This is a genomic window from Oceanisphaera pacifica (genome assembly GCF_017498065.1).
Taxonomy (GTDB): Bacteria; Pseudomonadota; Gammaproteobacteria; order Enterobacterales; family Aeromonadaceae; genus Oceanimonas; species Oceanimonas pacifica.
The window spans coordinates 204,684-224,680 of the sequence record NZ_JAGDFX010000003.1 but is presented as its reverse complement, the minus strand read 5'-3'; the positions used below and the strand labels follow the sequence as shown (position 1 = coordinate 224,680).

The window sequence follows — 19,997 nt, the reverse complement described above, 5'->3', positions numbered from 1 at the left end:
TATTATGGCTAACTGTCATTACCTCGTCTCGCGATCAATAGTGCGCATGGGCCGCTGATTATTAGAGATAATACCTGTGCTTTGGCTCACCGGTTTTTTGGCCATAGGTTGGTTATTATCTATGCCACGCATAGGCTCAGAAAAGCGCACTTCGCCGCTGTCTACATTGCGTACCGGCTTGGGGGGCTCTGGGTACCATTTATCTAATAAGTCACGCGAGCGTTGTAGCTCATCAGTCCAGGTATTTTCGGCCACTACTACGGGGCGCAGCATAATCACCAGCTCACTTTTAACGGTAGAAACACTGCGATTTTTAAATAAGTTACCCAACACAGGAATACGGCTTAATACCGGCACACCGCTGCTTAGTTCGCGTTGCTTTTCTTGCATAAGACCACCAATAATGATCATCTCGCCTGAATTAGCCTCTACTATGGTGTCGGACTCACGCACGGTACTGCGTGCTAACGGTAATACGACCTCGCCACCGTTTTCTCCAAAGTTAATGCGTTTTTCGCCGTCGGTCACCTCACTGACTGTGGGGTGAATGTGCAGCAATACCTTATTGTCTTCTGATATTTGTGGGGTAACGTCTAGCGAAATGCCCGAGAAAAACGGCTTTAGCTCTATATCTGGCGACTGTTGGGTATTGCCATTACTGCTGGTGGTGGTTTCAAGGGTAAAGTTGGTCACAAAATATTCGTCTGTGCCCACTTTAATGACGGCTTTTTGGTTATTACTGGTGGTTACTCTTGGGTTAGATAAGGTGTTTACTTCGCCTTGCGTTTCTAACAAGCTAACGGCGGTGGTAAAATTACCATCGGTAAAGTTAAAGATGGCGCCCCCTCCCAATACATCGGTAAGGGGTAAGTTAAACCCAGGAAAGGGGTTAACATTACCGGTAACGCGTGAAGGCGGTGTTATATTGGCCCCTGAACCGGCCTGTAGGTCTTGCCAGTCAATGCCTTGCTCGTAGCCATCTTTGAGCTCTACTTCAACAATACGCGCTTCTAAAATTACCTGACGCTTAAGCTGGCGCTCAGCTTGGCTTAAAAAATCTTTCACTAAAGCCAGTTCGCTGGGGTTAGCACGCACACTTACCAACCCCGCTTGAGGGTTAGTCACCACCACACGATCGTCTCGGCTGCCAATTAAACGGCTCAGCGCCGACTCTAAATCGACCCAAAAGTCATTGGTCGATTCTGTGCTAATGCGGGTGGCGTCGTTGGTAGAACTGCTGCTACTTCCACTTTCATTATCGGTGTTCGACAAGTTACTGCCGCTAATGGCGGTTTGTGACTGCCCTTGGCGCGAAAGCATTAAGTAGTTAACGTTAAAAGTTTGGGTACGCACGCCGTTAGGGTACACCTGATACACGCCATTTTTATGCTCTATGCCATAGCCATAGAGCTGCGAAATAGCGGCCATGGTTTCGGCTAAAGTAGCTTGACGTAAGTTAAGGCTAATCGCGCCGCTTACTTCGGGATGAGTCGCAATGCTAATGCCGTGTTGGCTGGCAAGGGCATTAAAAAAACCATTGGCGGGCACGCCATTGGCGGCAATATTAAAACGACGGGCACGCACTGCTGGGGTAACGGCAGTGCTAACAGGTTTGGCACTAAGTAGCTCGCGCTGTACATCGTCTGGCACACTATTGGGTTTAATCGCTAACGCCTCATCTAATGCCTCTTTGGGCAAAGTGCCGTCGGGTGAGGTGACACAGGCCGCCATAGAAGCACTTAGCAAGGCGATGGCTAAAGGTCGTATCGTTAAGTTCATGGCGTACTCGTATTTGATAATGTAGGAAACAAGGTCAGGGTAAGCGGACTCCCCTGCCCTTCAAGCAATACGCGATCGGATTTAATGCGCGACAGTCGGTAGTTTTGTACCTGATCGCCTACCTGATAACGCTGGCCATCAATAATAGCGATGGCATGACGACCACTAAAAATCGCCTGCAATTGTAATTCTATTTGTTTAGGCGCCTCGTTCTGTACCTCTGTACTGGGCTGCGCTATGGGGCTTAATGGCCGCGTAGGATCTTGCGCCCCCGCTGTGGTGCTGAGTAACAACAGCAATAATGAATTAACCACGCAACAACTCCTTATGCTGGCTAATGGTAAAAAAATTAAGGCGAATAATAGCCTGCGGGTATTCTTCTACCTCAAACTCAAGGCCTTGCCAAAAGATACGCCCAGATAGCTGTTCTAGCTGCTGTACATAATCAAGCAACGCCATGTAGCTACCACTTAGCTGCAAGCTTAAATTATGTCGATATAGGGCTTGGCTATAACTGGCGGTATTGCTTGAGTTGGCCGCCTCGGCCATGGCATTGGCATTAAGTAACTCTGGCGGTTGGTTACCCAGCTCCAGCAAGGTAAGCCCGTCGCTTTTTTCTAACATAGTGAGTAGCAAGCTCGACATTTGATCCGGCTCAACTAGGGTACGCATGCGCTCATCCACATTTTCGTTAAGCCGACTAAGGCGCTGATTTAATCTGGCTAATTGTTGCTCTTGGCCATTATTCGATAGCTTAGCAATAGCGAGTTCTAGCTCGGCACTAAGTTGTGTTTGCTCATTAATTTGGCGCTCTAGGCTTTGTTGGGCTTGCTCTTGCTGCTCTATGCTGGCCTGCAGGCTAGACTCATAGATTAATAACCCCACCCACGCCAACAAAGCCCAGCTAGCCCCCAGCACCAGCCAACGCTCTCGTTGAGACAAGCCAATAAAGCGACTTTGTAAATCGGCTATTTGTTGTTTAACCCCACTCATGGCGTGATCCCTGTGCTGTAAAGGCTAAAGGTTAAGTCGCCCTCTGGTGGCTGGGTAATGGCCAATTGCCCAAAACGGTGCCCACGCAAGCTGCTGCGTAAGTTAAAGCCTAATATCCAAGCAGGAACGGCACTGGCAGTAACGGCTTCGCCACGTAATACCATTTGTTCCCCCTGTAAGGTAAGCCCTTGTAAGGCAACATTATCCCACGGAATATGCGCCAAGTCGTTTAAGGTATTGGCATAAGACACTAGGTTTTGTTGCGACAATAAACTCAGTAACTGTTGTCGTGCTTTAATATTTTGTTCTATACGGCTGCGCTCTGCTCCATCTTGGCGGCCTTGTAAAACAGACAAAGTGGCACGTAGTTGTTCTGCATCATGTTGTTTGGCAGCTAGGGTCATTTGCAAGGTGGTATTTTGCTGACCAAGCTGATAATGCGTTAAGCCTGCATAAGTAAATACCAACCCCCACACCACCACTATGGCGAGGCTCACTTGCCATAAGGTGGTGAGGTTAGCTCTATCGCTACTGGGTTTTAAAGAGGCTTGATAAAATTCTATGCGGTGCTTCACGCTTGCCCCTCTTTTAAAATACCCACTACAGGTAAGCTCATTGGGCTTAACTGTTTGGTGGTTAATGACTCAGGCTGAATGTCGAATACCTGGCTAATGGCACTGGTGATGGCCGGCGTAACGCGCTGGGGGAGTGCCAGATACCATTTATCGGGCGCCGTTAATTTAAGCTGGCCCACCGCATAGTCAATGCTGCGCTGTAGTTCTAGTAAGAGATTGTCAAACACAAATTGATCCGCCGACATACTTTCATCGTCTAGCGCTTGAAAGCCGCGAATAGTACGAGAAAAGTGCCACTGACGCTGATGAATAAAGGTTAAGGTTAATTCTTGGCCGGGTATTTTATGTAATAACAAGCCCCGCACCTCGGGTTCAAATATATTAGCAATCGCCAGCTCATCTACCCCTATGGTGACAATTTCACATAACGGACTAACGGCTTGTACTAAACTGGCAATGCGTTCGCGTTCACTGCTATACACCGCAATGCGCTCTTGGCCTGCTGGCCCTAGGGGCAGGTCAATGTAATCAAACATTAAATTTGCTACTGGCACTTCTACCAGATCACGCATGCAAAACGGTAGCGCCTGTGCCAAATCTTCATCAGGCATCGCGGGCTTTTCAATTTGAGTTTGCTTGTACCAGTGGCGATTAAGCGCAATAAACAAACGTCGCCCTTGCCACTGCTGCTCATCAATAAAGGCTTTTAGCGCCATAATAATGGTTTCGCCTTTATTAATGTCTCGCTCTCGCACGTCAAGAGGAGCATGCTCATCAATTGCAATCAAATGAGTGGAGGTAATGTAGAGACCTACCGCAGACGCTGTGCGGCGAGGTTTTAACCAATTAGGTACAAGTTCCATTTTTACCGCGCTACAGAAATAAAAATTTATTATAAACAGTTAAAAGCGTTTTATAAACAGACGCTTAAAAATACACAAAAAAATTAATCATTTGTGTACCATTTGTTCTTGTTTAAGAGAAATCAAGGTTTTATCAGAAAAACGTGAGTGTTAAATAAATAACTATCGGAATCGTCAGCACCGACATCACATTACCCAGTAATACTATGCTGGCCATTTTATTTGGCTGACACTGGTATTGCTCACATAGCAAGTAGTTAAGCACCGCAGGGGGCAAGATGACGGACAAGGCTAATAATTGCAACCATTCAGCAGTTAATGGCAGCCACCAAGCCACCATTAGCAAACTTAAAGAGCCTGCCAACAAATAACTAATATTGACCTTAAAAGCTAACCCCAAATCCCCCACCTCGCCGCTTGATAAGCGCACACCTAAGGCAAACAGCATAAGTGGCACCGAAATTTGGCCTAATAACTCAGCGCTGGTGTAAATAAAGTCAGGCAAGACAGTGCGATGATCTGCCAGCAATAAGCCCAACACCGCCGCCCACACAATGGGATTTTTAAGCCACTGCCAACGCCCTGCTTGGTGCGATAAAATAAATAGCCCAAGAGAGAAATGGATGACGTTGGACAGCACAAACAAAATAATGATAGCGCCCATTTTATCTTCGCCATAGGCAAGCATCATCAGCGGAATACCAATATTACCCGTGTTACGAAACATGCCCCCCAACACCAAAGTACGCCGCTCTAGCCCTTTAAATGTCAGCAAACTTAACAGCAGCCCTGGGATCAAGATCACCAAAACGGCCGCTACAATTAATGGCCAACTGCTGCTAATAGATACGGGGTTATCAATAAGGGCTGAAAATACCAGCGCTGGGCAAAACACCGCCACATTAGCTAAGTTAACAAACCCCATATCGGGATTTTTTTGACGCCGCCCAAAAGCAAAGCCCACCGCCACCACGGCAAACACAGGGATAACAATATTCAGTAAAGTAGAAAACATAACATCCTTGATGAAAGCTATCAGCCGCCTGTTATATAGATTGCCGCGTCGCTTCGCTCCTCGCAATGACTAAGGTTGGCGTAAAGCCTTCATAACTTGGGTCATTGCGAGGTACGAAGCAATCCATTCTAAAGAAAACACTACCTCTAACGCAGACCGCCTTACGTTAAAAAACACAACCGTGTGTAGGGTCGAATTCATTCGACCGATTTTAAGCCGTGCCACCGTTTTTGTGCGAATAAATTCGCTATCTACAAAAGATTCAAAGCGTACAGCGGTCGACGTATAGCTGCTTGTTAGATGGATTGCCGCGTCGCTTCGCTCCTCGCAATGACTAAGGTTGGCGTAAAGCCTACATAACTTGAGTCATTGCGAGGTACGAAGCAATCCATTCTAAAGAAAACACTACCTCTAACGCAGACCGCCTTACGTTAAAAAACACAACCGTGTGTAGGGTCGAATTCAAAAAAGGGGTCGGAGTCATTTAACGCAAAAGGCGCCTATTATGGCGCCTTGGTACTGAATTTTCTACCTAGTAATAGTACGGCTATTAGCCGTAGCGGCTGACCGCCAATCCACTATGATCAATTTCGGGCTCTCGGCCACTCATTAAATCAGCAATTAACTTAGCTGAGCCTGCCCCCATAGTCCAACCTAAGGTACCGTGGCCGGTGTTTAACCACAGATTTTTATAGCGAGTACCACCAATAATAGGGGTGCCGTCTGGGGTCATAGGTCTAAAGCCGCTCCAGAATTTGCTTTCGTCTATGATACCACCTTCAGGAAAAAGACTCATCACCGACTCGGCAATGGTATCGCGGCGTGACTTGGGCAAATCGTCATTAAAGTCAGCCAACTCTGCGGTGCCCGCGGCGCGAATTCGGTTATCAAATCGCGTGATGGCCACTTTATAGGTTTCATCCATAATGGTGGACTGAGGCGCGTCGGCATCGTCTTTTACGTCTAAGGTCAGTGAATATCCTTTAATGGGATATACCGGCAATTTAATACCTAAAGGACGTAATAAAAATGGCGAATAGCTGCCTAAACATACCAGTACCTGATCTGCCCCTTCAAAACCGTTTGCAGTTTGTGCACCGCGAATGCGATCGCCATCTTGTACTAATGAGTGAATCTCGGTATTAAATTTAAACACCACACCGGCAGCTTGGCATTTTTCCATTAACGATTTAGTAAACAAGTTGCAGTCACCGGTTTGATCGGCTGGAAAATGCAAACCGCCCACAATTTTGTCTTTTACTCGCGCAAGCGCCGGTTCGTTAGCAATACAGTCTGCTACGTTTAACATATTATGAGGCACATTAAACTGCTGCAATACGCTAATGTCTTTTGCTGCATCGTCAATTTGCTTTTGGGTACGAAATACCTGTAGCAGCCCTTTTTTGCGGCCCTCAAACGGCAGTTGCAGTTCATCTTGCAGGCTATTAATGCACTGACGACTATATTCAGATACGCGCACCATACGAGACTTATTGGTGCTGTAAGCAGTTTCATTACAGTTAGCCAGCATAGAAAACATAAACTGCCACTGCGCAGGATTCAGGCTAGGCCGTACTTTTAACGGCGCATGTGCCTGAAACATCCACTTTATTGCTTTTAGCGGAATACCCGGTGCTGCCCACGGCGAGCTCATGCCAAACGACAGCTGCCCTGCATTACCAAAACTGGTTTCTTCCGCGGCGTTTGGCTGGCGATCAACCACTGTCACCTGATGGCCCTGTTGTGCTAAATACCACGCGCTGGTGACCCCGACTACGCCACTACCTAATACTAATACTTTCATCTCTTTGTCCAGCCAAGTGCTCAATGCCGAGAATATCCTCTAAAAACATAAGAAAATCCAGAGTAAAAAACAGTCCTCTCAAGCTCCTTAATAATTCGAATATGGCAAGCTGGAGTAAGGGTTACTGCTTTATCTGTACGCACTTTACATTACAGAGCTTTACTCTGCAAAAACATTAAAAAATGAAACAATAAACCAAAGCAATATCTATGAGATTATGATCACATATTTTTAAAAAATGACTCCACCCTTTTTATTTTAATTGGGTTAATGACTGTGTTAACTGACTGGTGTGCTCGTCGGGTGGTCGCTGCTGTTGTGCCAGTGGCGCGAGTAAGGTTTGAGCTTGTTCTGCTAACAAAAACAAACCACAAGCTTGCGCCTCTGCGACTAATGTATTGATCAGTTGCTGAGCTGCTGACCAATTATCGGCGGCCATATGCGCTTGTAACAACCACACATCATCTTGATGTTCTTGGGCAAATTGGTGTTGTTTGGTTAACTCGCTCTCTGATGATGCCCTTGTATTGGCCGGCGCTGGGCTTATCTGTTTGTTATCGGTTGGCTCAACTGTTGCTAACTCTTGTATTAATGCTTGATATAGACCAAAGCGGTTAACGGGTTTGGTGACATAGCTGTTCATGCCTGCGGCTAAGCTGGTTTCACGATCACCACGCATAGCGCTGGCGGTTAGCGCAATAATGGGAATTTGATGATTTACATTCAGTTTTCTAATTTGCCGAGTCGCTTCTACCCCATCAAGAATGGGCATTTGTAAGTCCATTAAAATAGCGTCAAAGCTATGCTTAGAGGTAAGTTCGACAGCTTGGCGACCATTATCTGCGAGGGTAACAGACACTTTAATTTGCTTTAAAAACTCCACAATAAGTTGCTGGTTCATGCGGTTATCTTCAGCTAATAATACATGCTTACCCAGTAGGCGCTGTTGATAATAAGATACATCAAGTAAATAGGGATCTGTATCTGCGGATGCGACTTCTAACAGTTGTTGTAGCGCATAACGCAAATTATGCTCTGTTATCGGCTTAGACAAATATTGTGTTAAACCGAGATTGCGCATTTTTTGCGCGGGCTTGTCTTGGCCAAATGCACTGGTAATTAAAAGTTTAATATGTCTAAAGTGTGACTCTTGCTGTAAGTAGCGCGCTAAATCTAGGCCATCATCTGGTCCAATACGGCAATCAATAATGGCAATATCTATGGCACTGCCGCGCTTTAACAAGATATCTTTAGCTAAGGTTAAATTGGTCGCGCTATAAACCGTCATATTTAACTTTGTTAGTAACTGGCTCACCACTTCAATCACTAAATGATTATCATCAACCAATAACACGGCTTGATTTTTAAAGCTAACGGCTATTGGTGATCGTGTCAGCTGGCCCGGATTTAACGGTAAGCTAACGGTAAAACAAGAGCCTAGCCCAGGCTGACTGGTAACCTCAATGGTGCCTTGCATTAACTGTACTAAGTGATGGGTAATGCTTAACCCTAAACCACTGCCCCCATATTTACGGGTAGTACTGGCATCAACTTGAGTAAAAGACTGAAAAAGTCGGTCTAGTTGCTCTGGCACAATACCAATGCCTGTGTCGCTTACAGCAAAACAGAGTTGAGGCTCGGGGTTATGACAAATTGATACCTTAAGTACCACTTCGCCACGCTCTGTGAACTTAACGGCATTATTAACAAGGTTGACCAATACTTGACCTAAGCGCAGAGGGTCACCTCGTAAACTGTTTGGCACTTCTGGGTCTTTAATCATCACGACTTCTAGCTGTTTATTTTCTGACATATCAGAAAACAAACCCGATAAGCGTTCTAATTGCTCGTTAAGATCAAACTCTATGTCTTCTAACTCTAGCTTGCCGGCCTCCACTTTAGTCAAATCTAAAATATCGTTAATCAGTAACAATAAATTATCAGAAGATAACTTGATTTTTTTTAGATGTTGCTGCTGAACTGGCGTTAATGGCGTTTGTTGCATTAAAGAGGCAAAGCCAATAATGGCATTCATAGGGGTGCGAATTTCATGGCTCATATTAGCCAAAAAATCGGTTTTAGTACGGGCTAAGGTTAATGCGGTTTGGCTGGTTTTGCGTAGCTTGCGATTACGCAGCACTAGCAGGACTAACGCTGAGCCAAAACACAACATAAGCGTTAAAAATAGTGCAAAAAATAAATGATGTAAGCTATGTGCACTTTGTTGACGCCACTTTTCTTGGCGCGACATCAACTCAGAGCCGTCATCAATCGTTAGGGTAAAACGCTGTTGAACAAGCAATTCAAGACTTTTTCGATAAATACGATAAAAATACAAGGTACCTTGTTGTTCATCCGTTAACCGACTCAACAGCCGCTCGGCGCTTTCATCTAATATATACAAAAAATAAGGGTTATTAGACTTAAAGTAGACCTGACTAAGCTGCAATAGGGTTTGATACAACTTGGCTTTATCTTGAGTCATTTCTAAGGTTTTTATTTGATTTGAAAATGCCTCTAGCGCATACCGACTGCGCATTTCAGCATCTTGTAAGGTATATAAGCGTTTTTGATAGCCCTCAAGCAGCTCACTGAGTGCGCTTAGGCGGTTTTTGGTTTGAGGTGATTGATGAATAAAATGCAGAAAGTGAGAGCTGGCTAACGACAGTTCTACCATTTGTTTTTTTAACACTTGATCGTTTTCGCTCGTTACCAACATTTTATGCTGTAGCTGGTGTAGCCTGCTCACAATCGGCGTGATCTGCTGCTCTAACGCTAAGTAATAACGATAGTGACGGTACTGGCTCCCCGCATAAGCCAACAATACGATTAATATACAAGCAAACCCCCATACCGCCCAAGATGGGGTAAAAGTATTTTGTTGTTTTGCAACCGCCGTCATCTTTTACTCCTATAGAGCAGTGATATACTCCCCGCTTTTAACACAACGAGACAATAACGAGAACGATACATGTCTAACGAAATTCCACAGCAAGATGTAAGTACTCGGCCTAAGTGGGGAATTTTAAGCATTAACCTGATTGTATTTTTGGTGATGCTCAATACCCTGCCCCTAGACCCAGGGGTTACCAAAGGTTTGAGTTTATTGGTATTTATTGCCGTGCTTTGGTTAACCGAAGCCTTGCATATTACCATTACTGCACTGCTGGTACCTCTATTAGCTGCCTTATTGGGTATTTTAAGTACCAGCTCGGCATTAAGTAACTTTTCTAACTCAATTATTTTCCTATTTTTAGGTGGTTTTGCGTTGGCTGCGGCCATGCACAGCCAGCAATTAGATAAGCTAATTGCCAGCCGTATTTTACAATTGGCTAAAGGTCGTTTAAGCGTAGCGACCCTGTTGCTATTTGCAACAGCGGCTTTTTTATCTATGTGGATCAGTAACACTGCCACCACCGCCATGATGCTGCCTTTGGCATTGGGCTTATTAAGTTGTTTAGACGCCAAGCGCCATAACCACACCTATATTTTTGTGTTATTAGGGGTCGCATACAGCGCCAGTATTGGCGGCATTGCGACCTTAGTCGGTAGCCCACCTAATGCCATTGCTGCGGCTGAAGTAGGGTTAAGTTTTAGTGAGTGGATGGCATTAGGTTTGCCCATTACCTTAATACTGCTCCCCGTGACCACTGTTATCTTGTATGTGCTGTTTCGCCCTAACTTGAGTGAGCGTATTGAAGTAAGTGCCGAGCGCATAACTTGGACGGGTAAGCGTAAAACGACCTTGGGTATTTTTGCGATTACCGTGATGCTGTGGATATTTTCGGGCCCCGTATCTAAAGCCTTAGGCGGATTGGCTTCTTTTGACACTATTGTGGCCTTATTAGCCATCGCCTTAATTGGTATTACCAAGGTGGCGGAGTGGAAAAATATTGAAAAACACACCGACTGGGGCGTGTTACTGCTGTTTGGTGGCGGTTTAACCTTAAGCCATGTGCTAAAAGAAACCGGCACCAGCCTGTTTTTAGCCCATCACTTGGCCGACCTTATTGGTAGCGCTAATCCGTTTATTATTTTGCTGGCCATTACCGCCTTTGTGGTATTTTTAACCGAGCTTGCATCTAATACCGCCAGTGCTGCCTTATTGATTCCGGTATTTGTTGCGGTATCTGAAGGCCTAGGCTTACCACCAGTGATGGTGGCTTCTGTTATTGCGGTATCGGCGTCTTGTGCCTTTATGCTGCCAGTGGCGACCCCGCCTAATGCGATTGTGTTTGGCTCTGGGTTTATTCAGCAAAAAGACATGATGCGTGCCGGTTTAGTATTAAATATTGCCTGTATTTGTGTGCTAGCCGGTTACTTCTACTTATTTGGCCAATAGCCACAACACCTTAGTCTGTTACTTGCGGCGTACTGGGTACGCCGTAAGTAATAGGCAAAGTGAAAGCGCTAAACACTCGCTGGCTGACAGCAAACTACATAAACAAGCAGTTAAGTCAGTCATTTACGCACCACACTATGTTATTTCACGGTATTTATAATGATTTATGAATAATTATACAAAAACTAGTAAGCAGTAGTGTTCACTGCTAACCCTGCCCTACCTCGAAGATTATGCTCAAAACACAAAAAACACAGATACACCACAAAACAAAACCTAAGCAGTTAATAACTCCACTATAACAAGCTCACCCAACCACATTCACTAATAATGCCACTGGTAACCCGCAATATTAAGAGCAAACACCACTTATTAGACCAGTGCCCACATTGATTTAACCGCCTTTGCTACCTATTCTGCGCTTCAGCTCTGATGACTAAGGTCACTCTTGGCAACTCTTTATTTAAATTACGATTTACCTCATTTTTTGAAGGACTGATTATGAAACGAGAACAGTGGGGTTCTCGCACTGGGTTTATCTTGGCGGCGGTGGGTTCGGCCGTGGGCTTAGGTAACATCTGGCGCTTCCCTTATATGGCGTATGAAAACGGCGGTGGTGCCTTTTTTATTCCTTACCTATTTGCCATGCTAACCGCAGGCATCCCTTTTATGATTTTAGAGTTTACACTGGGTCATAAATTTCGCGCCGGCGCACCTAAAACCTTGGGCACGCTCAACAGCAAGTTTGAGTGGCTGGGCTGGTTTCAGGTGATGATCTCCGCCATTATCGCCTTTTATTATGTAGTGGTGATTGCCTGGGCGATTTCGTTTGTTTACTTTGCCTTTAATCAATCTTGGGGCGAAGACAGCAATGCCTTTTTCTTTGGTGAATTTTTAGGCCTAGGCGACGACAGTGCTCCGTCTAACTTAGGCAGCTTGCAGTGGAACTTGTTATTACCATTGTGCTTAGCCTGGGCGGCGACCTACTTTGCCACTTTCCGTGGTGTTAAAGGCGGTATCGAGAAGGTTAATAAAGTCCTGATGCCCTTACTGTTTGCAATGGTGTTATTGCTGATTGGCCGCATTGCCTTTTTACCCGGGGCATTAGAGGGCATTGACTGGTTACTTAAGCCGGACTTTAGCAAAATTTGGGATCTTAAGGTGTGGTCTGCGGCTTATGGCCAGATCTTTTTCACCTTGAGTGTTGGCTTTGCCATTATGCTGTCTTATGCCAGCTACTTGCCTAAAAAATCAGACATTAATAACAACGCCTTTATGACGGTATTAATGAACTGTGGCTTCTCTATTCTTGCCGGTATTATGATTTTTGGTGCCTTAGGTTACATGGCTAACGTGCAAGATAAAGAACTTACCGAGGTCGTCAGCTCAGGCGTTGGCTTGGCTTTTGTTACCTTGCCTACCGCCATTAACTTACTGCCCGCACCTGGCGTAATGGGCCCGCTGTTCTTTTTGGCCTTAATGTTTGCTGGGGTTAGCTCGCATATTTCTATTGCCGAAGCCGTAACTACTGGGCTTATGGACAAGCTAGGCTGGAGCCGCCCTAAAACTGCCACTGTGTTTTGCTCGGTTGGTTTTGTAGTAAGTTTATTATTTATCACCCAAGGCGGTTTATTACTGCTTGATTTGGTTGACTACTTTATTAATAACATCGCCCTACTGGGTTCTTGCTTGTTAGAGCTGTTATTAGTGGGTTGGCTGTGCCGTTTGCAAGACTTTCGTGCTTATGCAAACCAAATCTCTGAATTTAGTGTGGGTAACTGGTGGACGGTATGCATTAAGTTTGTATCGATTGCCATGTTGATTGTTATTTTATTCAACAACATCAAAACCGCATTTTTAGAAGGCTACGGTGGCTATGCTAGCGCTGAAGTCACTTATATTGGCTGGGGCATGATCACCCTAATGTTAATAGTGGCGATTATTGTTAACGTAAGCAGCAAGCAGGAGAGCAAAATATGAGCCTTGGTGCCATTATCATGCTATTGGTAGGCTTAGGACTAACGTGGGGCGGTGCCGTCTTGTGTATTCGCTTAGCCATGAAGACCAGTAAAAGCTAATAACGCCGCATTGCGGCAATATTAAGTGCAAATATAAGCCAACCTAAGCCATGCTAGGTTGGCTTTTTTTATGCCAGTTTGGCGCGTGTCTTTAGCTTACCCCTCTGGTGCGCTATGCTTGCCGCCTTTGTGAGGTTTAAACGGATACTAAAGATGGATTGGGATGCAAAGGTGACTCAGCGTAATGCCGTATTGGGCCAATTAACGGGCTTAATACACATCGACTGGGATCATTGGCCAAGCGTGGATCAGCTAAACCACACCTTGGGTGCCAAGCTGCCGGTTCGCTTTATTGATGATAACGACTTTGTGGCGCTTAATTGCTATTACGAACAAGCGGTCGATCAGGGGTTAGTGCCCACCCGAGCGGCTAATTGGCATGATTTTTTTGGTGCTGTTATTTGGGCGTTATTTCCCAATACTAAAGCCTTACTAAATCGCTTACATATGGCCGATATTCATGCACAAGGCCTGCGGCGCACGCCACGGCGTGATCGTATTACCCATTTTGATGAATGTGGCATGGTGTTAGCCGTTACCCATAAAGCGCAGATGAGCGAACTGCTGGTTGCGCATAATTGGCAACAACTTTTTATTGATGAGCGCACACGCTGGGGACACGATTGGCAGCCGTTTATTTTTGGCCATGCATTGTATGAACAAGCGCTGACTCCTTTTGTTGGTATGACAGCAAAATGTGTGGTCGTTGAAATGCCCGCCGATTTTTTTAAGCGCCCCCTGGCCGAACGCTATGCCTTATTGGATGTACAATTGGCAGCTGAACTTGAAAACAATGCGTTGTTTGATCAACACAAACCCCTGCGCCCTTTGCCCATGCTGGGCATACCAAACTGGTGGCCAGATAACGAAGATTTCACTTTTTACCAAAACACCCAGTATTTTCGCCCTCGCCGTCGCTAGCAGTATACTTTAGGGCTAGGTTTAATGATTTTTTACGTTTTTTTTCTTACACTTGCCGTCTAATTCTAAAAAGGATCTTCTTGTGTCTGTGGCCGACCCCGTTTATGACCTGAGCTTTAAGCGCCATTATTTACACCCTAAATACTGGCTAACTTGGCTCGCCATTGCCGCGCTTTGGTTACTGGCTTGGTTGCCAGTGCGCGTGCGCGATGCTTTTGCTGGGGCTTTTACCCCCTTATTGATGCGCTTTGCTAAAAAGCCTTGTTATATTGCTCGCACCAATATTGAGCTGTGTTTTCCTGAGCTATCGCCTGACGAGGTAAACACTATGCTGGCGCAATCTATTCGCGCCGGGTTAATGACCTTTATGGGCTATGGCGAATGGACGGCGCGCAGTGCAAATTATTTGCAAAACCGCTTTGTGGTGCATGGCCAAGAGCATATAGATGCCTGTTTAGCCAACGATGAAAAAATTATCTTTATGATCCCTCATACATGGGCAATTGATGCAGGGGGTTTGTATCTTACGTCTTTAGGTTTGCCCATGTGCACCATGATGCACAGTGCAAAAAATGAGGTATTTGACTGGTTTATCAATCGCCAGCGTGCCCGTTTTAATGGCATTGTTTATGAGCGAGATGCAGGCATTAAAGCGGTCATTAAAACCATTAAAAGTGGCAAGCACTTCTTTTACTTGCCCGACCAAGATCACGGCCGCGAAGCCAGCTTATTTGTGCCTTTTTTTGCCGAGTTAAAAGCCACGCTGCCGGCCTTGCCTAAGCTGGTGAAGCTAACCGGTGCCAAAGTGATACCCGTGCTCAGTGTTTATAACACCAAGCAACACCGCTACGAGTTAATATTACGCCCGGTTATGGCCCCCTACCCCAGCGCCGATTTAATGGGCGACACCCGTGCTATGAACGCAGAAATTGAGGCGTTATTAGGCGACTGGCCCGAGCAATACATGTGGTTTTTAAAGTACTTTCAAACCCAAGTAGACAGCGACGAGGGCCGTTACGAGGCCGGCATTCGTAAGATAAGAGGGAAGGGATAGCTGTGAGCTGTCAGCTGTCAGCCATCAGCTAAAGACAAACATGCAGCCGTACGCTGACCGCTGCACGAAAAACAAAACCGTGTTTAGATTTTTCTTACGGCGTAAAGCGTACCGCGCTCTTTTGGTCGAATGAATTCGACCCTACACTCGGTTGTATTTTTCTTTAACTGAAAGCTGACGGCTGACAGCTGACACTTCGGCCGTCATTGCACTCCTCGCAATGACCAAAGGGTGGCTCTGGCTTTTTGTAGGGGCGAATTTATTCGCACAAAAATGGTGGCACGGCTTAAAATCGATCGGTCGAATGAATTCGCCCCTACACTCGGTTGTATTTTCTTTAACTGAAAGCTGACCGCTTACGGCTGACAGCTATCACTTCGACCCTTCCTCTAACGCTTTTGCTAGTCGGCGTTGTTGGTGCTCGGGAGATTGGGTATTGCGCGCCAGTAACCGGTACATAGCGGGTACCATAAAGAGCGTGAGTAAGGTCGCCAGACTGACGCCGGTGAATACCACTACCCCCACGGCTTGACGACTTTCAGCGCCAGCACCACTGGCTAATATTAGCGGAATAGCACCAATAATAGTGGTAAAAGCGGTCATTAAAATCGGCCGTAACCGTCTTGCCGCCCCTTCTATCACTGCCTCATTAAAGGCCATGCCACGGTCGCGCAATTGGTTGGCAAACTCGACAATTAAAATACCATTTTTAGTCACCAAGCCAATTAACATCACCATGGCTATTTGGCTATAAGCATTTAAGCTCATGCCCACTAAATATAAGCCCAACAAGCCGCCGACCAAGCCCAAAGGGACGGTAAGCAATACAATAAAGGGATGCACAAAGCTTTCAAATTGCGCGGCTAATATTAAAAAGACTACCAACAGTGCTAATCCAAACACAAATAGAATATCGCTTTGGTTATTTTTATATTCCAGCGACTCCCCTTTGTAATCAACAATGGCATGTTCGGGTAGATGTTCACGCACTTGTTGATCCAGATAGTCGAGGGCTTCGCCTAGGCTATAACTGCCCACTAGGTTGGCGCTTAGGGTAATGGCTTTTTTACGGTTGTAGTGATTAAGCGAGGGCGACGCGCCTTGCTCGGTCAATTGCACTAGGTTATCGAGGGAAATAAGCGCGCCATCGGCCCCGCGCATATAAATACTTCCTATATCACTGAGCTGGCGAAACTTATCTTGTTGGCCTTTTAAGTACACATCGTATTCATCGCCTTGGCGCTCGTAAGTGGTAATCGCCTGCCCTCCCAGCATCACATTTAAGCTATCGGCAACCTCGGTCACCGAAATGCCCAGTTTGGCTGCACGGGCTTGATCGACATCCACCAATAATTCAGGCTTGGTTTGCGCATAGTCGAGATCTAAATCACTTAAGCCCGGGTTATCTTGGGCTAAGGTTTTTAACTGCTCTGCCCACTGATAAAGCTCATCATAATCGCTGCCACCAATCACAAATTCCACCGGCGAGCTAGAGCCACCCCGAATGGATGACGGCAAAATAGGGATCACTAATACATCGGCAATATGACGGGTCATGCCACGAATGCGTCCCACCACTTGTGCCGCCGATACGCTACGTTTATTCCATTTTTCTAAACTGATGATCACCAAGCCACTATTCACACCACCGCCAAAGCCTGGGGTGCGCACCGTTAAATTAGTGGCTATGCCCTCTGCTCTTAGCGGCGTTAATTGCTGCTCTATCTCGTTCATGGCCTCGCTCATGCGCTCAAAGCTTGCGCCTTCGGCGCCGCGCACCAACACAAAAATAGCGCCTCTGTCTTCTTTAGGGGTCAGGCTTTGCGGCACTTGTGTTAATAACCAAGCCGTAAATGCTAAGGCTGCCACTATGATCACAGGCGCCCACCAAGGGCGTGTAATGCCTTTATTAAGTAAGCCTTTATACATCAGCTCTAGCTTGGCAAAACCTTGGTTAAAACGCTGAGCTAATCGAGTCGGTGCTTGATGGGGCTTTAATACCTTAAAGCTCATGACTGGGCTTAAGGTGAGTGCCACTATGGATGAAAACACCACAGCGGCGGATAATAAGACCGCAAACTCGGTAAAAATACGGCCAATAATACCGCCCATAAAGATGATGGGCACAAATACCGCCACCAAGGTAAGAGTAGTGGCAATCACCGCAAAGCCTACCTCACGAGTACCATAATAGGCCGCAGCTAACGGCGAGCGGCCCCGCTCTAAATGATGATAAATATTTTCTAGCACCACTATGGCATCATCTACCACCAAACCTATGGCCATAATTAATGCCATTAGGGTAATGAGGTTCACCGAGTAGCCCAGCGCATAGGCCGCCATAAAGGCGCTAATTAAAGACACGGGCACGGTAATGGCCGGAATTAAGGTGGCGCGTACCTGCCCTAAAAAGATATAAATCACCAACACCACTAAACCAACGGTGATCATTAGAGTTTGATAGACCTCGCTAATGGCATTATCGATAAATACCGAGCTGTCGTAAGTCCAGGTAAGCTCTGCGCCATCGGGCAAAAACGCTTGTTGGGCACGAATGGCTTGTTTAACTTCATTCACCACATCTAGGGTGTTGGCCTGACTTTGCTTAACAATGCCCAGCCCCACCACGTTTTGGCCATTAGAGCGAAACAAGGTATCTTCGGGCTTTTCGCCCTCCCACACCTCGGCCACATCTGATAAATACACCCGCGTATTGGAGTCGAGACGGCGAATGCTTAATCGTTGAAAGTTAATGGCTTGATCGTAATTACGCTGAATGCGCGCCGCGTAGTTTTGCTGGCTATTTTCTAACACGCCTGCAGGTAACTCTACGTTTTGTGAATGCAATGCGGCGCGAATATCTGACACCGTCACGCCCCGCGCAGCCATAGCGGCAGCGTCGAGCCGTACATTCATCACCCGCTCTTTGCGTCCACCCACTATCACCGAGCTCACGCCATCGAGCAGGCTAAATCTATCGGCTAACACATTTTCGGCATAGTCGCCCATCGCCAAAGGCGACATGCCGGTTGAGCGCAATGTGGCCCACAGCACCACATCGTTACGCCCCGTATCTTTGGTGACAATGGGGGCGTCGGCCTCGTCAGGTAACTTGCGTGAGGCCCGTGCCACCGCTTCTCGCACATCACTGGCGGCACTGTCGAGATCGCGGGCGGGATCAAATTCAATGGTAATGCTTGAACTGCCATCTCGGGTGCTTGAGCTGATATATTTTACATCGCTAATGCCGGATAACTCATCCTCTAAACGCTTAGTGACTTTTACTTCTAATACGCTGGCACTGGCACCACTGTAAGTCGTGCGTACTGTGACCACAGGTGAGGTGGTGTCGGGCATTTCACGCAGCGGCAGCTCAATAAAAGAGATCACCCCAAACACGCACAACATTAAACTCAGTACCGTGGCTAATACTGGCCGGGCTATCGACAGATCAGAGAGCTTCATGGGTTACCTCTGCCTGCTTAGCGGCTGTTTTATCTGTAGTGGGGGTATCTAATACTTCAACTTGGCTGCCCTCTCGCACTTTAACGGTACCTTTATTCACCACCAGCTCGCCCACAGCTAAGCCGTCGGTAATAGTGACAAGTGCGCCTAAGTTACGACCAATACTCACATTACGACGGCTCACTTTACCTTCTTCATTTACTACATACACATAGCGTTGCTGGCCGGCATACAACAAGCTTTGGGTAGGAATCACCATTTGGGTGCTGTTAGACACCTGCAGCTGCACTCGCATTAACATGCCTGGCACTAATAGTTGTGTGCTGTTATCAAAAATTAGCCGTGCTTTGCCATTTAGCGTGTTGCTGTTAATACTGGGGGCAATCACAGTGAGTTTACCGGTAAATGCTTGCTCACCATAAGCTTGAGTGAAGGCGGTTAATTGCTCGCCCACCTTTAATTGGCCAAAGTACTTTTCGGGTATGGCTAAATCTAACTTTAACTGGCTGTTATCTTGCAAGTCGGCAATCGGGCTATTGGCCGATAGCAGCATTCCGGGTGCTACATCACTTAAGCCCATTACCCCGGCAAAAGGTGCGCGCAGCGTTAAATGATCGGCTGCCACTCTCGCTGCCGCCAACTTAGCATCCGCCATGGCCACTGCCGCTTCTTGGCCTTCTAACTCAGTTTGGGTAACGGCTTTTCGAGTAAACAGCTGTTGATAGTTTTTTAGAATGCGCACCGCATCTTGTTTTACCGCTTGGGCTTCACGCACCACAGCTTGGGCGGCTCTGTCATCTAAGCTTAATAACAACTGATCTTTTTTAACTTTTACCCCCGGCGAAAAATGCACTTGAGTGACACGGGCGCTCACTTGGGGGGCAATGGCCACTTGCTGATTGGCCTTTAGGGTACCAATAAGTTCTACTTTGGCAGCAATGGGCTGTTCGGCAACCCGCACAGTAGTAACCACAGCGCTACGTTGTGCGAACACAGATACAGGCATAAGTGCAACTAACACCCACAAACCGACGTTAAGCCATACCGATTTTTTGTTATTAAGCATGCTTTTGTTATTCCTTTTTCTAAGCTTGGCTTAGTTTACCTG

15 protein-coding genes are annotated in these 19,997 nt (G+C 46.4%); 5 read left to right on the top strand and 10 right to left on the bottom strand.

Features of this window, described 5'->3' with window-relative positions; all coding sequences use genetic code 11:
* Nucleotides 1–18: 18 nt before the first annotated feature.
* From mshL to J3U76_RS03715, 8 genes are all read right to left on the bottom strand, one after another.
* Nucleotides 19–1,779, bottom strand: coding sequence for a pilus (MSHA type) biogenesis protein MshL (gene mshL / locus J3U76_RS03750; RefSeq protein ID WP_208004490.1), 1,761 nt, complete (start codon nt 1,777–1,779; stop codon nt 19–21).
* A complete protein-coding gene (locus J3U76_RS03745) occupies nt 1,776–2,093 on the bottom strand; it encodes a SctD/MshK family protein (RefSeq protein WP_208004489.1) in 318 nt (105 codons plus the stop codon). Before J3U76_RS03745 ends, mshL begins: the two co-directional genes overlap by 4 nt.
* Nucleotides 2,086–2,772 (bottom strand): MSHA biogenesis protein MshJ, encoded by a 687-nt coding sequence (locus tag J3U76_RS03740; RefSeq protein ID WP_208004488.1) that lies wholly within the window; start codon nt 2,770–2,772, stop codon nt 2,086–2,088. Before J3U76_RS03740 ends, J3U76_RS03745 begins: the two co-directional genes overlap by 8 nt.
* Nucleotides 2,769–3,347, bottom strand: coding sequence for a fimbrial assembly protein (locus J3U76_RS03735; RefSeq protein ID WP_208004487.1), 579 nt, complete (start codon nt 3,345–3,347; stop codon nt 2,769–2,771). Before J3U76_RS03735 ends, J3U76_RS03740 begins: the two co-directional genes overlap by 4 nt.
* Nucleotides 3,344–4,210, bottom strand: coding sequence for an MSHA biogenesis protein MshI (locus J3U76_RS03730; protein ID WP_208004486.1), 867 nt, complete (start codon nt 4,208–4,210; stop codon nt 3,344–3,346). The genes J3U76_RS03735 and J3U76_RS03730 overlap by 4 nt, the downstream gene beginning before the upstream one ends.
* Before the next feature lie 133 nt (nt 4,211–4,343).
* Nucleotides 4,344–5,225 carry an AEC family transporter gene (locus tag J3U76_RS03725; protein WP_208004485.1) on the bottom strand — a complete coding sequence of 294 codons (882 nt, stop codon included), beginning with the start codon at nt 5,223–5,225 and terminating at the stop codon, nt 4,344–4,346.
* Between the two features lie 550 nt (nt 5,226–5,775).
* Nucleotides 5,776–7,029, bottom strand: coding sequence for a D-amino acid dehydrogenase (locus tag J3U76_RS03720; protein ID WP_208004484.1), 1,254 nt, complete (start codon nt 7,027–7,029; stop codon nt 5,776–5,778).
* Nucleotides 7,030–7,282: 253 nt separating this feature from the next.
* A complete protein-coding gene (locus tag J3U76_RS03715) occupies nt 7,283–9,931 on the bottom strand; it encodes a hybrid sensor histidine kinase/response regulator (protein WP_208004483.1) in 2,649 nt (882 codons plus the stop codon).
* A 69-nt stretch (nt 9,932–10,000) separates the two neighbouring features.
* Here J3U76_RS03715 and J3U76_RS03710 point away from each other — a divergent pair, with 69 nt between their 5' ends.
* The 5 genes from J3U76_RS03710 to lpxM all read left to right on the top strand — a co-directional run bounded on the left by J3U76_RS03710 (nt 10,001) and on the right by lpxM (nt 15,424).
* On the top strand, nt 10,001–11,371 hold the full coding sequence (locus tag J3U76_RS03710; RefSeq protein ID WP_208004482.1) for an SLC13 family permease: 1,371 nt from the start codon (nt 10,001–10,003) through the stop codon (nt 11,369–11,371).
* Nucleotides 11,372–11,872: 501 nt separating this feature from the next.
* Complete coding sequence (locus J3U76_RS03705) at nt 11,873–13,351, top strand: sodium-dependent transporter (protein ID WP_208004481.1); 1,479 nt, start codon at nt 11,873–11,875, stop codon at nt 13,349–13,351.
* Nucleotides 13,348–13,449: a MetS family NSS transporter small subunit gene (locus tag J3U76_RS03700; RefSeq protein WP_208004480.1), complete on the top strand. Its 102-nt coding sequence runs from the start codon at nt 13,348–13,350 to the stop codon at nt 13,447–13,449. Before J3U76_RS03705 ends, J3U76_RS03700 begins: the two co-directional genes overlap by 4 nt.
* A 153-nt stretch (nt 13,450–13,602) precedes the next feature.
* Nucleotides 13,603–14,370: a DUF3025 domain-containing protein gene (locus J3U76_RS03695; protein ID WP_208004479.1), complete on the top strand. Its 768-nt coding sequence runs from the start codon at nt 13,603–13,605 to the stop codon at nt 14,368–14,370.
* Nucleotides 14,371–14,452: 82 nt separating this feature from the next.
* Nucleotides 14,453–15,424 (top strand): lauroyl-Kdo(2)-lipid IV(A) myristoyltransferase, encoded by a 972-nt coding sequence (gene lpxM / locus J3U76_RS03690; RefSeq protein ID WP_208004478.1) that lies wholly within the window; start codon nt 14,453–14,455, stop codon nt 15,422–15,424.
* 372 nt (nt 15,425–15,796) lie between these two features.
* Here lpxM and J3U76_RS03685 read toward each other — a convergent pair whose 3' ends face one another.
* Nucleotides 15,797–18,889: an efflux RND transporter permease subunit gene (locus J3U76_RS03685; RefSeq protein ID WP_208004477.1), complete on the bottom strand. Its 3,093-nt coding sequence runs from the start codon at nt 18,887–18,889 to the stop codon at nt 15,797–15,799.
* Nucleotides 18,876–19,955 carry an efflux RND transporter periplasmic adaptor subunit gene (locus J3U76_RS03680; protein ID WP_208004476.1) on the bottom strand — a complete coding sequence of 360 codons (1,080 nt, stop codon included), beginning with the start codon at nt 19,953–19,955 and terminating at the stop codon, nt 18,876–18,878. The genes J3U76_RS03685 and J3U76_RS03680 overlap by 14 nt, the downstream gene beginning before the upstream one ends.
* Nucleotides 19,956–19,997 lie beyond the last annotated feature (42 nt).

Coding starts and splice junctions, on each gene's coding strand:
- mshL (WP_208004490.1), bottom strand. CDS start 1,779: ATGAACTTAACGATACGACCTTTAGCCATCGCCTTGCTAAGTGCTTCT.
- J3U76_RS03740 (WP_208004488.1), bottom strand. CDS start 2,772: ATGAGTGGGGTTAAACAACAAATAGCCGATTTACAAAGTCGCTTTATT.
- J3U76_RS03730 (WP_208004486.1), bottom strand. CDS start 4,210: ATGGAACTTGTACCTAATTGGTTAAAACCTCGCCGCACAGCGTCTGCG.
- J3U76_RS03725 (WP_208004485.1), bottom strand. CDS start 5,225: ATGTTTTCTACTTTACTGAATATTGTTATCCCTGTGTTTGCCGTGGTG.
- J3U76_RS03720 (WP_208004484.1), bottom strand. CDS start 7,029: ATGAAAGTATTAGTATTAGGTAGTGGCGTAGTCGGGGTCACCAGCGCG.
- J3U76_RS03715 (WP_208004483.1), bottom strand. CDS start 9,931: ATGACGGCGGTTGCAAAACAACAAAATACTTTTACCCCATCTTGGGCG.
- J3U76_RS03710 (WP_208004482.1), top strand. CDS start 10,001: ATGTCTAACGAAATTCCACAGCAAGATGTAAGTACTCGGCCTAAGTGG.
- J3U76_RS03705 (WP_208004481.1), top strand. CDS start 11,873: ATGAAACGAGAACAGTGGGGTTCTCGCACTGGGTTTATCTTGGCGGCG.
- J3U76_RS03700 (WP_208004480.1), top strand. CDS start 13,348: ATGAGCCTTGGTGCCATTATCATGCTATTGGTAGGCTTAGGACTAACG.
- J3U76_RS03695 (WP_208004479.1), top strand. CDS start 13,603: ATGGATTGGGATGCAAAGGTGACTCAGCGTAATGCCGTATTGGGCCAA.
- J3U76_RS03685 (WP_208004477.1), bottom strand. CDS start 18,889: ATGAAGCTCTCTGATCTGTCGATAGCCCGGCCAGTATTAGCCACGGTA.
- J3U76_RS03680 (WP_208004476.1), bottom strand. CDS start 19,955: ATGCTTAATAACAAAAAATCGGTATGGCTTAACGTCGGTTTGTGGGTG.